The organism is Pseudonocardia endophytica (assembly GCF_004339565.1).
Lineage (GTDB): Bacteria > Actinomycetota > Actinomycetes > Mycobacteriales > Pseudonocardiaceae > Pseudonocardia > Pseudonocardia endophytica.
The window spans coordinates 2,110,439-2,124,994 of record NZ_SMFZ01000002.1 but is presented as its reverse complement, the minus strand read 5'-3'; the positions used below and the strand labels follow the sequence as shown (position 1 = coordinate 2,124,994).

Annotated in this window: 13 protein-coding genes; 2 read left to right on the top strand and 11 right to left on the bottom strand. The window is 73.0% G+C overall.

What is annotated here, in order from left to right:
• Nucleotides 1-6 precede the first annotated feature (6 nt).
• On the top strand, nt 7-1,908 hold the full coding sequence (locus EV378_RS28805) for an ABC transporter ATP-binding protein (RefSeq protein WP_132430521.1): 1,902 nt from the start codon (nt 7-9) through the stop codon (nt 1,906-1,908).
• On the opposite strand, the gene EV378_RS28800 is transcribed toward EV378_RS28805, so the two are convergent.
• The 8 genes from EV378_RS28800 to EV378_RS28765 all read right to left on the bottom strand — a co-directional run bounded on the left by EV378_RS28800 (nt 1,794) and on the right by EV378_RS28765 (nt 8,711).
• Nucleotides 1,794-2,252 (bottom strand): transcriptional regulator, encoded by a 459-nt coding sequence (locus tag EV378_RS28800; RefSeq protein WP_165922524.1) that lies wholly within the window; start codon nt 2,250-2,252, stop codon nt 1,794-1,796. The genes EV378_RS28805 and EV378_RS28800 overlap by 115 nt on opposite strands.
• Before the next feature lie 538 nt (nt 2,253-2,790).
• Nucleotides 2,791-3,498, bottom strand: coding sequence for a class I SAM-dependent methyltransferase (locus tag EV378_RS28795; protein ID WP_132430519.1), 708 nt, complete (start codon nt 3,496-3,498; stop codon nt 2,791-2,793).
• A 118-nt stretch (nt 3,499-3,616) separates the two neighbouring features.
• The gene (locus tag EV378_RS28790; protein ID WP_243653814.1) at nt 3,617-5,302 is read right to left on the bottom strand and encodes a CocE/NonD family hydrolase; all 1,686 of its coding nucleotides are present in this window, start codon (nt 5,300-5,302) and stop codon (nt 3,617-3,619) included.
• The gene (locus EV378_RS28785; RefSeq protein WP_132430518.1) at nt 5,299-5,997 is read right to left on the bottom strand and encodes a CPBP family intramembrane glutamic endopeptidase; all 699 of its coding nucleotides are present in this window, start codon (nt 5,995-5,997) and stop codon (nt 5,299-5,301) included. Before EV378_RS28785 ends, EV378_RS28790 begins: the two co-directional genes overlap by 4 nt.
• Before the next feature lie 114 nt (nt 5,998-6,111).
• Nucleotides 6,112-6,702 (bottom strand): dihydrofolate reductase family protein, encoded by a 591-nt coding sequence (locus tag EV378_RS28780; RefSeq protein WP_132430517.1) that lies wholly within the window; start codon nt 6,700-6,702, stop codon nt 6,112-6,114.
• A complete protein-coding gene (locus EV378_RS28775; protein ID WP_132430516.1) occupies nt 6,699-7,892 on the bottom strand; it encodes an RNA polymerase sigma factor in 1,194 nt (397 codons plus the stop codon). Before EV378_RS28775 ends, EV378_RS28780 begins: the two co-directional genes overlap by 4 nt.
• 6 nt (nt 7,893-7,898) lie before the next feature.
• Nucleotides 7,899-8,249, bottom strand: a complete 351-nt coding sequence (locus tag EV378_RS28770) for a YciI family protein (RefSeq protein WP_132430515.1) — start codon at nt 8,247-8,249, stop codon at nt 7,899-7,901.
• A 39-nt stretch (nt 8,250-8,288) separates the two neighbouring features.
• Complete coding sequence (locus tag EV378_RS28765) at nt 8,289-8,711, bottom strand: DUF6069 family protein (RefSeq protein WP_132430514.1); 423 nt, start codon at nt 8,709-8,711, stop codon at nt 8,289-8,291.
• A 123-nt stretch (nt 8,712-8,834) separates the two neighbouring features.
• Between EV378_RS28765 and EV378_RS28760 the strand changes: the two genes are divergently transcribed.
• Nucleotides 8,835-9,299, top strand: coding sequence for a phage tail protein (locus tag EV378_RS28760; protein WP_132430513.1), 465 nt, complete (start codon nt 8,835-8,837; stop codon nt 9,297-9,299).
• Nucleotides 9,300-9,303: 4 nt separating this feature from the next.
• On the opposite strand, the gene hutH is transcribed toward EV378_RS28760, so the two are convergent.
• The 3 genes from hutH to EV378_RS28745 form a co-directional block, all read right to left on the bottom strand.
• Complete coding sequence (gene hutH / locus EV378_RS28755) at nt 9,304-10,857, bottom strand: histidine ammonia-lyase (protein WP_132430512.1); 1,554 nt, start codon at nt 10,855-10,857, stop codon at nt 9,304-9,306.
• A gap of 304 nt (nt 10,858-11,161) precedes the next feature.
• The gene (locus tag EV378_RS28750; RefSeq protein WP_132430511.1) at nt 11,162-13,501 is read right to left on the bottom strand and encodes a penicillin acylase family protein; all 2,340 of its coding nucleotides are present in this window, start codon (nt 13,499-13,501) and stop codon (nt 11,162-11,164) included.
• On the bottom strand, nt 13,501-14,418 hold the full coding sequence (locus EV378_RS28745; RefSeq protein ID WP_132430510.1) for a polysaccharide deacetylase family protein: 918 nt from the start codon (nt 14,416-14,418) through the stop codon (nt 13,501-13,503). The genes EV378_RS28750 and EV378_RS28745 overlap by 1 nt, the downstream gene beginning before the upstream one ends.
• Between the last annotated feature and the right edge of the window lie 138 nt (nt 14,419-14,556).

Here is a 14,556-nt window from a genome sequence, read left to right as displayed (position 1 = left end):
TGCACGATGGCGACGGCGGCAACGGCGGAGGCGCCCGGCGAGGCGCCGGACACCACCGGACGGCGGGCGATGGCGCTGTTCGCGCCGTACAAGGGCCGCCTCCTGCTGATCGCGCTGGCGATCCTGACGACGTCGGCGCTCGGCGTCCTCACCCCGTTCCTGACCCAGCGTGTGTTCGACGACGCGCTGTTCGTCCCGGGTGGTCCGCGCGTGGGCCTGCTGGCGTGGCTGGTCGGCGCCATGATCGCGATCGCGGTCGTGTCCGCGACGATCGGGATCGGGCAGACCTACCTGACCACCATGCTCGGCAACGAGGTCATGCAGTCGTTGCGGGACAGGCTGTTCGAGCACCTGCAGCGCATGCACCTCGGGTTCTTCACCTCGACGCGCACGGGGTCGATCCAGTCCCGTCTGGACAACGACGTCGGCGGCGTCCAGTCGGTCGTGACCGACACCGCGTCGTCGATCCTGGGCAACGTGGTGACGGTCGTGGCGTCGGTCGTCGCGATGCTGGCGCTGTCCTGGCAGCTGTCGCTGGTCGCGTTCGTGCTGCTGCCGGTCTTCGTCGCGCTGCAGGTGCGGGTCGGGCGGGTCCGGCGCCGGATCGCGTCGAGCACGCAGTCGTCGCTGTCGGACATGAGCGCGATCACCCAGGAGACGCTGTCCGTGTCCGGGGTGCTGCTGGCCAAGGTGTTCGGCAGGCAGGACCACGAGATCGCCCGGTACCGCGAGGAGAACCGGCGCCAGACCGAGCTCCAGGTGCGGCAGACGATGAGCGGGCAGTCGTTCTTCGCCGTGGTGACGGGCTTCTTCGCGCTCATCCCGGCCGTCGTCTACCTCGTCGCGGGTCTGCTGGCGTCCGGCGGCGGCGCGGGGCTGTCCGCGGGGACGCTGGTCGCGTTCACCACGCTGCAGACGCGGCTGCTGTTCCCGATCGTCAACCTGCTGCGGGTGTCGCTGGACGTGCAGACGTCGCTGGCCCTGTTCCGGCGGATCTTCGAGTACCTCGACCTCGTCCCGCAGCTGCGCGACTCCCCCGCCGCCCGGCCACTGAGCAGGACCGAGGCCCGCGGGGAGGTCGAGTTCCGCGACGTGTGGTTCCGCTACCCGGGCGAGGACGCGGGCGCCGAACCCGGCCCGTGGGCGATCGAGGACCTGTCGTTGCGGATCGCACCCGGTCAGCTCGCCGCCGTCGTCGGACCCAGCGGTGCGGGAAAGACCACGCTGTCCTCTCTGGTCCCCCGGCTCTACGATGTCGACGCCGGCGCCGTGCTGCTCGACGGGAACGACGTCCGCGACCTGACCCTCGGGTCGCTGCCCGACCTGGTCGGGATGGTGACGCAGGAGAGCTACCTGTTCCACGCCACGATCGCCGACAACCTGCGCTACGCCGCACCGGACGCCACCGACGAGCAGCTGCGCGCGGCAGCCCGGGCGGCGAACATCGCCGAACACATCGGGTCCCTGCCGGACGGCTACGACACGATGGTCGGCGAACGCGGCTACCGGCTGTCCGGCGGGGAGAAGCAGCGCGTCGCGATCGCCCGCGTGATCCTGTCCGACCCGCGCATCCTCGTGCTCGACGAGGCGACGTCCGCATTGGACACGACGAGCGAACGTCTCGTGCAGCAGGCGCTGGAGACCGTGATGGCCGGGCGCACCACGATCGCCATCGCGCACCGGCTGTCCACGATCCTGTCCGCGGACGTGATCTTCGCCCTGGACGGGGGCCGGCTCGTGGAACACGGGACGCACGACGAGTTGCTCGACCGCGGCGGCCTCTACGCCCAGCTCTACGCCGAGCAGTTCGGCGGTGGCGCCGTCGAGGCCCGCTGCGCCGACGGCGTCCGCTTCTCCGACGGGAAGGTGCTGGCCCAGCGCGCGACGAAGGGCCCGAACGCCGCCTGATGCGACTCAGGCCCGTCCGGCGGCCCCGCCGCGTCGATGACGGCCTGCAGGGCCGTGACGTGCGTGGCGAACGCACCGCGCCCCAGCGGCGTCGTCGCGTAGCGGGTCGTGCGGCGCTTGCCCCGCCACGACTCGGTCGTGGCGGCGTACCCGGAGTCGACGAGGACGGCCAGGTGGGCCCCGAGGTTGCCGTCGCTCAGCCCGAGCGTGCGGCGCAGCGCCGTGAACGTGATCGACGCGCCGTCCGGCAGCCCGTTCAGGGCGGCCTGCAGGCGGAGCCGGACCGGGTCGGTGAGCACGGCGTCGAACGGGCTCCGCAGCAGCTCCGCGATCTCGTCCGGCACCGGCGGCTCCGGCCCCTTCACCGGACGGCCCGCATCCGCACGAGCCCCACCCCGACCGTCGCCGCGCCCCAGCCATCCACGCGACACCCCACAGGGTCAGCGGTACCGCGGAGAACCCGGCCCGGGCGAACCGGCTGGTCCGGGCGCCGATCGCGTCCAGCTCGTCCAGCGTGCGGGCGGCCTCGGACGCGCTCGGCTCCGACCGGCCACGAGCCTGCTCCGGCATGCGGACGCCCTCCCGTCACTCTGCCGGGCAGAGCATTCAAGCCCTACGGCGCAGAGCGGCCGTACCGGAGGTCCGACGATGACCGCTCCCGCACCGCTCGTCCGCACGCACTCCCCGCGCGACACCTGGACGGCCGTGGCCGGCGTGACGCTGCTGTCGTGGGTGGTGATCGGCATCGGCTGCTTCGGGATCGGCGCCGCCGTCGTCGCAGCGGGATTCGGCCCGACCGTCACCGGGCCTGATCCAGGGCATCCTGTTCGGCGTCGTCGCGATGACGGCGTGACCCGGCCCCTGGGACACGGTCCCCGGGAGTCAGCCCGGCCGGGTCGCCGTCACCAGGCTCGTGCCCGCCCACGGACCGCCGTACCAGAACCGCCAGCCCATGCCCCGGCGCTGCGGCGCGAGCCCACGCTCGGTGAGCCGCGCGGCGTAGTCGCCGGTGTGCCGGAAGTCCGCCACAGCCAGCCGTCCTCCCGGCGCGAGAACGCGCACGATCTCGTCCATCGCGGCCTGCCGTCCGTCCGCCGACGGGATGTTGTGGACGGCGAGACTGGACACGACCACGGAGAACTCGCCGTCGGCGAACGGGAGCGAGGTCATGTCGCCGGTGTGCAGCTCGATCCGGTCGGCCACCCCCTCCGCCTCGGCGTTGGCGCGGGTCGCCTCCTCGGCGTTGCCGGACTGGTCGGCGCTGCGCCACAGGTCCACACCGACGGCGCGGCCGGTCGGCAGGCGCTCGGCCGCGAGCAGCAACACGGCTCCGCGCCCGCAGCCGACGTCGAGCAGGCGCTCGTCACCCCGCAGGTCGAGGCCGTCCAGAACGTCCGACCACACGGCGAACTTGCCGCGACGGGTGGTGTAGAGGTAGCTCGCGGCGAACCCCAAGAACAGCACGCCGGGGACAAGGAAACCCCAGTCCCCGAGCACGATCCCCAGCACGACGCCGACGAGCCCGACCGCCGCGAAGACGCCGGGCACGTAGGGCGCGTCTACTCCGTAGTCGCCACGCCGCCGGGTCACGACGGGATTGTTGCACAGCGCAATCCATCCGGCGTCGTCGACGCGGTGCGGGGACCGTCTCCGCCGCGGCCCGGGATCCGGACCACGGCGGAAGAGCCGGCGCTGGGCACCGACGGCGTCAGCCCAGCGTGAAGCCGGCAGCCCCCGGAGGCGGCGCCGACGCCTGGCTCGCCCGGTAGAGCGCCCCCCACGGCGCGGGTGTCCCCGGCAGGCGGGCGTCCTTCGCCGGGTCGTCCAGGGCGAGGTCCAGGCGTCCACCCTGGACGGTGACCTTCTGCCCGGAGATCGTCGGCAGCCAGTCGTTCGTCATCGGTATGCCCGGCTGGATCGTCCCGATCTCGACGGCGAGCGAGTGCCCCTCCCGCAGCGTCCAGTCCGTCGACCTCAGCTGGAGCGAGGTGCTGCCCGGCCGCAGCGCGGACACCTGCTGGTTGACCATGACCGCCTTCCCGTCCGGCGCGACGTCGTGCAGCCGCACCATCACGTTGCCGGTCCCCTGCGTCGTGAGCGCGACGCGCGGTGTGCTGGTCAGGCGGGTCGGTCGCGCCACGGGCTGCGAGCGCTGCGTGTACGACGACGTCGCGCCGTCGTCGGTGTAGGACCCGCCCGCCAACGGCACGGTCGCGGTGCGGTCGGCCCGCGGCCAGCGGCCCTCGGAGCGCCAGGCGCCGGTGCTGTCCTCGACGGCGACGGCGGGATACCTCGTCGGGGGCGCGACGCCCTTGAGGTACTGGTCGTAGAACGAGAACACCTCGTCGAACCAGCCCTCGCGCCCCAGCTCCAGGCGCCCGTCGGCGGTACGTTCACCGCCGCGCTTGTGGTCCCACTGCCCCAGCCAGGCCCGCTGCGGACCTTCGTGGTTCGTGAGGAACTCCTGCATGCCCTCGGCGTCGGTGTTCCATTCCAGGAAGCCCTGGGTGACGAACAGCGGCGTCGTCGTTCCCTTCGCCCGCTCAGCCAGGTTGCGGACCTTCCAGGCGTCCGCCGCCGGGTTCGGTTCCGTGTACGTCGCCGTGTTCAGGATCGAGCACTCCGGGTGCGGTCCCGTCGGGCCGTCGTACGCGGCGTTAGCCCGGTAGCGCGGGTCGTCGTCGGGCATCTGCGGCTGCGTGGCGATCGTGTTGTAGATCGTCGCGACGGAGTTCGTCGTCGACCGCGGCACGCCGCCGGAGCGCATGTTCCGCTGGATGTCCCAGATCGGCTCCTGCGCGATCACGGCCTTGAGCGCCGGGTGCCTGAGGTTGTTCCCGACGAGTGCGGTAACGCCGTCGAGCGACTTGCCGTACATGCCGATCGACCCGGTGGACCATGGCTGGGCGGCGGCCCAGTTCAGCGACGCCGTCACGTCCGCCTGGTCGGCCGCCCCGCCGAGCATCTCGGTGCAGCCGCTGGAGCCGCCGAACCCGCGCACGTCGACCATGACCAGGCCGTAGCCCCGCTCCAGCAGGCGACCCTCGCCGGTCAGGTCGTCGAAACGCTGCGACGGGCCGGTGTGCGCGAAGCCGTCGACCGCCAGCTGGCCGGAGTGGCCGAAGTAGGACCCCGCGGACAGCACGAGCGGGACCTTCGCGCCTCCCGGCAGGTTCTCGGGCAGCAGGACGTCGGCGTGCAGCTCCACGCCGGGCGCCGACGGGAAGTAGTGCTGGGTCCAGCTCGCGCCCTCCGGGACGCGGCCGTTCTCGGCGTGGGTGACAGCGCGGGTGTCGGTGGCGACGACGGCGGCGGGCCCGGCGGCCGCGGTCGTGCATCCGGTGAGCGTCGCGACCGACAGCGCCAGGACACCCGCGGCAAGCAGCCGCCTCACGACAGCACCACCATGGCGAGGGCGAGCCCGTTGCAGACCACGTGGGCGAGGACGCCGGGCCAGACGGACCCGGTGCGCCGCAGCAGGATCGCGGCAAGGAAGCCGATCACGGCCGCGGACACCACACCGACCGACGCGGTCGGCAGGAACATCCAGACCAGCAGGGCCGCGCCGGCGCTGAGCACGGTGCTGCCGAGGATCCCGGCGACCGCGCCGTGGCGCAGCAGGGCGGTGGTCACGACGCCGCGCAGCAGCAGCTCCTGCGCGACCGGGATGGCGAGGCCGAGCACGACCAGACCCAGGACCGTCGTGTCCGGGCGCGCGCCGGCGGCCGGGACGCCGAGGCTCTCCAGCCCCGCGGTGATCCCGATCGTCGCCGCGAGTGCGACGACGCCCAGCCCGACGCCGGCGAGCAGCGCACCGGGTGACGCTCCGCGTATCCCGATCGCGGGCAGCGTGCGGATCCGGGGCCGTGCGGCGGCGAAGAACCCGCTGAACGCGGCGACCGCGGGCAGCGCGAGTAGCGCGACGTCGGCCCAGTGGCCGAGCGCGGCCGCGTTGTCCCGGATCACCGGGGGCAGCCGGTACAGCGCGACGCCCATCAGGACCAGGCCGGCGACGATCTCGCCCCAGCCGGGTGCGCGGGCCGCTGCGGTGTCCGTCGGGGGCGTGGTCGGTCGGGTCGTGGTGAACATGGACCGGACGCTAGGAACGCCACCCGGCCGCCCGGATCGATCGGCGGACCACGGCTCCGGCGTCCGAAGTCGGAGCCGCGTCCGACTTCGGACGGAGTGACGCCCGGCCGCGGATCAGCCGACAGCGTGCAGCGTGGGCCGGTAGACGAGCTCCTGGGTGTTGCCGTCGAGCGTGCGCTGTTCGAGCAGCTCCAGGTCGAAGTCGTCGGCGCCGCCGAAGATCGGGTCCTCCCCGGTCCGGCCGGTGACCACCGGGAACACCGTCACCTGGAGGCGGTCGACGAGGCCCGCGGCCATCAGAGCCCAGTTCAGCGACAGGCTGCCGTGCGAGCGCAGCGGCACGTCGGACTCGGCCTTCAGCCTGCGGACGACGTCGACGGCGTCGCCGCGCGCGACCGTCGCGTCCGGCCAGTCGAACGGTCCGTCCAGCGTGGACGACACGACCGTCGTGGGCATGCCGCGCATCCGGCTCACCCACGGGTCGCGCACGTCGTCGCCCTCCGAGCTGGCGGCGAGCATGTCCACGAACCCCCGGAACGTGGTGGAGCCGAAGACCATCCGGTGCTCGGCGTCGAACGAGCGCAGGCGGTGCTCCAGCAGCTCGGGGCCCTGTTTGCCCCAGTAGCCGCCCCAGTCGCCGTCGCCTCCGTAGGAGCCGTAGCCGTCGAGGCTGGAGAAGACGTCGAACGTGTAGGTCGCGGTCATGATGATCCCCCTGTGATCCTCGAGCGTCGGGACTGCAGGAACGCCCGTTCGGTGTCGTTGGTGGTCAGTGCGATGGCGTCGTCGTAGGCGGCGCGGGCCTCGTCGGGCCGGTCCAGGCGGACGAGGAGGTCGGCGCGGGTGGCGGGGAGCAGGTGGTAGCCAGGCAGGTCGAGACCGGCGATCTCGTCGAGGGCGCGCCCGGGTCCGTGGACCTCGGCGACGGCGACCGCCCGGTTGAGCACGACGACCGGGGTCGCCTCGATGCGCAGCAGCTGGTCGTAGAGCGCGAGCACCTGGGCCCAGTCGGTGGCGTCGCCGTCGGTGTGCACGGCGCCGATCGCCGCCTGGATCTGGTACGGGCCGGGCCGGTTGCGCCGCAGGCACCGCCGCACGAGCTCGTGGCCCTCGTCGATCATCTCCCGGTTCCACAGTGCACGGTCCTGGTCGGACAGCCGGACCAGCTCACCGGACGGTCCCACCCGCGCCGGGCGGCGCGCCTCGGTGAGCAGCATCAGGGCGAGCAGCCCGAGCACCTCGGGCTCGTCCGGCATCAGGTCGGCGAGCGCCCTGGTCAGGCGCACCGCCTCGGTGGACAGGTCGGTGCGCAGCAAGGGGCCGGTGGTCGCGGCGTAGCCCTCGTTGAAGATCAGGTAGAGCACCGTCAGCACCGGTGGCAGCCGGTCGGGCAGCTCGGCCTCGCCGGGCACCCGGTACGGGATGGCGGTGTCCCGGATCTTCTTCTTGGCCCGCACGATGCGCTGCGAGATCGTCGCCTCCGGCACGAGGTAGGCCCTGGCGATCTCCGGCACCTCGAGCCCGCCGAGCAGGCGCAGCGTCAGCGCGGTCTGCGCCAGCGGCGCGAGTGCCGGGTGACAGCAGGTGAAGATCAGTCGTAGCTGGTCGTCGCGCACCGGTCCCACCTCCTCCGGCTCGTCCGGTGTGTGCAGCAGCAAGGCCTCGGCGTGGCGGGCCTCGCGGGTCGACTCGCGGCGCAGGCGGTCGATCGCCCGGTTCCGGGCGGTGGTGACGATCCAGGCGCCGGGGTTGGGCGGCAGCACCTCCCAGCGCTGCATCGCCACCGCGAACGCGTCCTGCACGGCCTCCTCCGCGAGGCCGATGTCGCCGAGGACGCGGGTCAGGGTGGCGACGCACCGGCCGTACTCGGCCCGGTAGACGCTGTCGAGGTCCATGACCGGTCAGTCCTGGGACGCCTCGTCGAACGGGCGCACCTCGACCGGGGCGCCGCAGGCCTCGGTGCACTTGCCGGCCCAGGCCAGCGCCGCGTCGAGGTCCGGCACGCGGATCACCCAGAACCCGCCCAGCTGTTCCTTCGTCTCGGCGAACGGCCCGTCGGTGATCGTGGTCCGGCCGTCGGTCACCCGGACCACGGTCGAGTCGTCCGGCGGTCCCAGCCCGCCGGCGAAGACCCAGATCCCGGCCGACTGCATCTCGTCGTTGACCCGTCCGACCCGGTCGAACATGACCTGCAGCTCGTCGTCGGTGGGCTGGGGGCTGCCGTCGTGCTGGACGGCCATGAAGTACAGCATCGTCGTCTCCTCCTCCGTTCCGGTCCGGTGTCGTCCGGGTCAGGACCGCAGGCGGCGGGCGACGGCGGGGATCACGATCGCGGCGGCGACCAGGTGCGTGACCATCAGCAGCGCCTTCGTCGACGTGGCGGCGTCGGCGAGCACGTCGGGCACCAGCGACAGCGCCGTGAGCACCACGGTGGTGCGGATCCACGCCGTGCGCGGGCTGCCGGCGAACCGTCGCAGCACCAGCGCGATCAGCAGCCCGACGACCGAGAAGATGCCGGTCAGCACGGCGAAGCCGGACACAGGGATCGGGGCGCCGGACATGTCCAGGCTGATCCCGGCGGCGTGTCCCGCGGCGGCGACGACGGCGGTGGCGGCCGCGGCGGCGACGGTGGCCCCGATCCCGCCGCGCAGGAGCGAGCCGACCGACGGCGCGGTGACGGTCGTGGTGGCGGCGGTGTGGGTGGTGGTGGACATGGTGACCTCCGGTGGTGGTTGTCGACCGGCCCGTGTGTGCCGGTCTCTACTCAGACCACGAACGGGCGCCGGACTGTTCGACATCTCCCGGAGAAATTCTTGTCGAGTCGTACGCTGGCCCCCATGCCGCAGGCCGTCGACTTCACCACCGTCTCCACCGCAGGGCTGGAGTCGTCCCCGTTCCCGGACGCGCTGGCGGGCCTGCGCGCCAACGAGGCCCGCTACTTCAAGAACAAGTTCGACCACGAGTTCACGGTCGACCCGGCGGCCGAGGCGACGGAGCCCGTCGACCGGGTCACGCGGGTGCTGTCCGAGGAGCGGGGTCTCGAGATCGCGGCCCGCCCGCTCGAGGCGACCACGTTCGTCGTCGACGGGACCCGCTTCGACTACGTGTTCTACGAGTCCGGTCTGGTGATCAACCTGATGTACGCCCTGGAGGACGGCGGGAAGCGGGCCGTCGGGTTCAAGCTGTCCGACGGCATGCCGGTGCCCGACGAGCTGGAGTCACGGTTCAGGTTCGCCCGCCAGCGCTCGAAGCTGGCCGGGACCATCCGCGGCAGCTTCTTCGTCGTCAAGGGCACCTACTGATCCCTCACGCGACGGCCGGGCCCGCCGCGGCGACGACCTGACCGGCCCGCACGAGCGCCGTCGCGGCCTCGACCTCGGGTGCGAGGAACCGGTCCGGCCCCGGCCCCGCGACGTCGGCCCGCAGGCGGTCGCGCACGGCTCCGGTGGCCGAGGCCGGCGTGAGCGGTGCACGCAGGTCCAGCGCCCGCGCCGAGACCAGCAGCTCGACGCCGAGCACGGTCGCGAGCCCGTCCAGCGCCTGGCGCAGCTTGCGCGCGGCCGACCAGCCGAACGAGACGTGGTCCTCCTGCATCGCGCTCGTCGGGATGGACTCCACCGACGCCGGGACGGCGAGGCGACGTAGTTCTCCGACGAGCGCGGCCTGCGTGTAGTGGGCGATCATCACGCCGGAGTCGACCCCCGGCTCGGAGGCCAGGAACGCGGGGAGGCCGTGGCTGCGGGCCGGGTCGAGCATGCGGTCGGTGCGGCGTTCGGCCATCCCGGCGACGTCCGCGGCGGCGATCGCGAGGAAGTCCAGCACGTAGGCGAGCGGGGCACCGTGGAAGTTGCCGGAGCTGCGGACCTGCCCGTCCGGTGTGACCACCGGGTTGTCCACTGCGGACGCCGCCTCCCGCTCGGCGACGACGACGGCGTGGTCGAGCGTGTCCCGGGCGGCGCCGTGCACGGCCGGGACGCAGCGCAGGCAGTACGCGTCCTGCACCCGGGTGTCCGACGGTCCACTGTGGCTCTGCACGATCGCCGACCCGGCCAGCAGCGACCGGAGCGCTCCCGCCGACGCGGCCTGGCCGGGGTGCGGCCGCAGCGCCTGCAGGTCGGCCGCGAACGCCGCGTCGGTGCCCAGCAGCGCCTCCACGCTCATCGCGGCGGTGACGTCGGCGGAACGGAGCAGCAGGTCCAGGTCGGCGCAGGCGAGCATGACCATGCCGAGCATCCCGTCGGTGCCGTTGACCAGCGCCAGGCCCTCCTTCTCCACCGGGACGACGGGCGTGAGCCCGGCCGCCGCCAGCGCCGGGCCGGCCGGTCCGCGCACGCCTGCGGCGTCCCGGACGACGCCCTCCCCGGTCAGCACGAGCGCGCAGTGCGAGAGCGGCGCCAGGTCCCCCGAGCAGCCGAGCGAGCCGAACTCCGGCACGCACGGGACGATCCCGGAGTTGAGCAGAGCGGCGTAGGCCCGCGCCGTCGAGACCCGCACGCCGGTGTGGCCGGTGGCCAGTGTGGACAGCCGCAGCGCCATCATCGCCCGCACGACCTCGGGTTCGACGTCCGCTCCGGCGCCCGCCGCGTGCGAGCGCAGGATGCTCTGCTGCATCCGCGTCCGGTCCGCGGCGCCGACCCGCGTGGTGGCCAGCGCCCCGATGCCGGTGGACACGCCGTAGTGCGGGTCCGGACGGTGGGCGAGCTCGTCGACGACCGCCCGTCCGGCCGTGATCCGCTGCTCGGCCTCCGCGGTCAGCTCGACGTGGGCGCCGTGCCGCGCGACGGCGACCACGTCCGCGCAGGAGAGCGGACCGGGCCCCACCCCGACCACCGGTTCGGTACGACGCAGGGAACTGACCATCCCGTCAGGCTAGGCCGGGGCCGGGCCTGCCCGGCAGTCTCGACAATCCCGCTCCGTGAGGGTAGGAGCACGGAGCGCGCTCGACCGGCGACGGAGAGGAGCACGGTCACCCGGCAGACCGTCGCCGGACAGCGGTCACTGGTCGTCTCGCGGCGCCACGACACGCCACTCGACCGGCCCCGGGCGATCGAGTGTGACGTTCCGGCGGGTTCAACCGCCACAACCCACCACTCGATTCGTCCGGGGCCCGTCGAGCGGGACGTTCCGGCGATCACGACGACCACGGCGGCAGCCGAGGCCGCCGTCAGGAGTCGGGCGTCAGCCGCAGCCGGCTCTCGGCGGCGGCGAGGACCGCGTCGCGGGTGTAGGCCAGCGGGAACGCCTCGCCGTCGGCCCACATTCCGAGCTGGTCGTCGTAGTGCGACGACCGCGGGTCACCGGACTGTCCCGGCGAGTTCAGTACCAGCGTGGAGTCCCACTCCCCCACGTCGACGGCGATCCGGAAGCTCGAGCCCATCACGGCGTTGAACGACGGGTCGTGCCCGGTGAGCCCGACCGTGTCCCCGCTGCCGGCGCGCGGCACCGACGGCAGCGCCCGCCACCGCGGCGGCGCGTCCGGGACGTGCGAGAACACCGCGTGCCGGAGCTCGGTGCGGTGCAGCGCACCCCACGTCCACTCCGCGTCCCCGAGCAGGTCGACGATGTCGGCCAGGGCCGCGCCCAGCGTCGCGTCGACGCCGTCCCGGAGGAGCTCCGCGTCCTCGGGGCCGAACAGCGCGACCATCCGCAGGTCCGGGCGCAGCTCCGAGAACAGCGTGTCGGCGCGCAGGAGCCGGTGCCGGGCCGCCGTCGCCGCGGCGGGGTCGGCCCCGAGCCGCTCCAGGCACCGGTCGACCAGCCACGGCCGCAGGTGCCTGCGCACCCAGACCTGGAACACCAGCGCGGCACGGGAGTCGGCCGTCTCGACGCCGTCCCACGCCTGCAGCGCGGCCCACTCGTCGGCGTGCCGCATGTCCCCGGTCACCGTGCTCAGACGGTCGAGCAGGCGACGTCCGTGCAGGTTCATGGCGTCACCCTGCATCCGGACGCTGGCCACGACGTCCACCGGGTCGTCGCCGCCGAGCAGGCCGACGAGGCGCTCGTGGCGCGCACTGGAATACCAGTCCGTCGTGATCGTCGGACCGTCGTAGCCGTCCGGGGAGTTCTCCTCGTTCGACGTCGAGAACCAGCCGGCGTCCGGGTTGCCGACGCCGGGCAGCTCCTCGAGGCGCGCGAACCCGTCCCACTCGTAGCGGCCGTCACCGGGCACCGGCACCGAACCGTCCCACCCGGGCCTGCGCGGCACGAGTGCGCACGCCTGCCACCCGATGTCACCGTCCGCGGACGCGAACAGCTGGTTCGCGCCGGGCGCGCCCCATCGGCGCAGCGCGCGCCGGAACTCGTCGACGTCCTGAGCCTCCTGGTATTCCAGGCTGGCCAGGTAGGGCGCCATCCCGGGCTCCAGCCAGACCGCCCGGACGGCGACCGCCACGCGAGCAGCCGGGTCGACGTGCACGACCGGACCGTGCCGGGAGTACGTGAGCCGCACCGTCTCCGGGTCGCCGCCCGCGACGTCGGTGGTCTCCTCGACCACCGTGAACGCCTCCCACGCGCCGCGGTAGCGGTAGCGCCCGTCGTCGTCGGGGTGGAGCTCGTAGACGTAGAGGTCCTCGTGGTCGACCGGCCAGATCGTCAGCCCGAAGGCGACCCGCCCGTTGTGCCCGATCGACACGCCCGGCAGGTTCGGCTCCCCGGCACCGATCACGCTCATGCCCGGCGCCTCGAGGTGTGTGAGGTAGCGCAGCGACGGCACCGTGACCGCCCGGTGCGGGTCGTTCGCCAGCACCGGCCGTCCGGTGCCGGTCCGGTCGCCGGACACGACCCAGTTGTTGCTGCCCGACGGCGCCGACGACCCGGCCGACCCTGCCGCCCGCTCCGGGGCGAGCTCCGAGAAGTCGGCGGGGGCGAACGCCAGGCGGTAGACGTCGAGCACCCCGTCGGTCAGGTGGGCCAGCGCGTCCGCGTCCGGGACGACGAGGTCGGTGTGCGGGTCGCGGACCGAGCGGAGCTCCTCGGCCGCCGCGCCGAGGTCGCGCACGGTCAGCGCGCGGCCGAGCTCCTGCTCGGCGTTGTAGAGCAGGCCGTGCGTGCGGATCCGGACGACGTCGTCGGGCGCCCAGTGCGCCGGGGTGTGCCCGAGCGCAGCGAACTCCGGCGGCAGGCGCTCGTCGGGCACCTGCAGGGCCCAGTCGACGTAGGCGTTCACGCCGGACACGAACGCCGACACGACGTCCCGGGCGGCGTTGCCGTAGGCGAGCCACTCGGAGCGCATGTCACCGCGGTAGAGGAACAGCCGGGTCGCCCGGTCCTGGGCCAGGAACCGGCTGCCGAACACCTCGGACAGCCGGCCGAGGCCCCGTCGTCGCCAGAGGTCGATCTGGAACAGCCGGTCACGCGCGGCCTGGAACCCTTGCGCCACATAGGCGTCGTGCCGGGTCGTGGCGTACACGTGCGGGACGCCCCACCGGTCGGTGATCACCTCGACGTCGCCGTCCAGCCCGGGCACCGCCCGCGACTCGGTCGGGACGTCATGAGGCGCCGTCATCAGGCCCAGCCGGAGTCGGCCGGCGCGGGCTCGACGCCGCGGACGTCGGGCAGCGCGAACTTCGCCTCGTCGGTCTCGTCGTCGACCCAGGCCTTCGCGATCTCCTCGATCGTCGCGAACCAGACGCCCTCGTGGCCCGCGATGTACTCGACGAGCCGCTCGTACCAGAGCATGTGATGCGCCTGGCCGATGATCTGCGGGTGGACGCACGTCGCGAACACGGGGTTCGTCTCGTTCGCGTACCCGTAGTCGAAGATGTCCTTCCACCGGTTGTAGATCGTGTTCGAGTCCTGCATACCGGCCTGCGGACCGGTGTAGGCCAGCGGCGGGAAGTCGTCGAGGTACCAGTTGACCGGGATCTCGAGCACCCGGCTCGCCCGGCCCGCGACGTTGCCGCGCTCCCAGCGCACCTGCCAGCGCTGCGGGTGGTACGGGTGGAAGTCGCGGCCCATCAGCGACGTGTCGTAGATCAGGCCGGAGTCCTCGATGATGTCCAGTGTGGACTCGCTGTAGTCCCAGTACGGCGACCGGTAGCCGACCGGCCGGATGCCCAGGACGTTCTTGAACGTCTCGAACGCGAGGTTCACGAGCCGGCGCTCGGTGTCGCCGGAGATCATCGTCGGGTTCTCGTGGTAGTAGCCGTGGTGGCCGAACTCGTGACCGTCGTCGAGCACCTTCTTGCACGCCTCGGGGAACGTGTCGATCGAGTGGCCCGGCGTGAACCACGTCGTGCGTACGCCGTAGCGCTTGTAGAGCGACAGCAGGCGCGGCACGCCGACCTCGGCGCCGAACTCGCCGCGCGACATCGACGCCGGGGTCGGCCGGTTGAACGCGCCGAGCCAGAGGCACTGGGCGTCGAAGTCGGTGCCGAGGTTGACGGCGATCTTCTTCCCGGGTGGCAGCTGCAGGTGTCCCATCACGTCTCCGATCGTGGGCGGGTCTCGGTTTCGGAGAAGCTAGGAACGATCGGACCGCCTGCCATCGTCAGATGTACGTAGCGCATCGTCAGGTGCGCATCCGTAGGGCATGCTCGACGGGGAGGGCGGGAGGTGCCG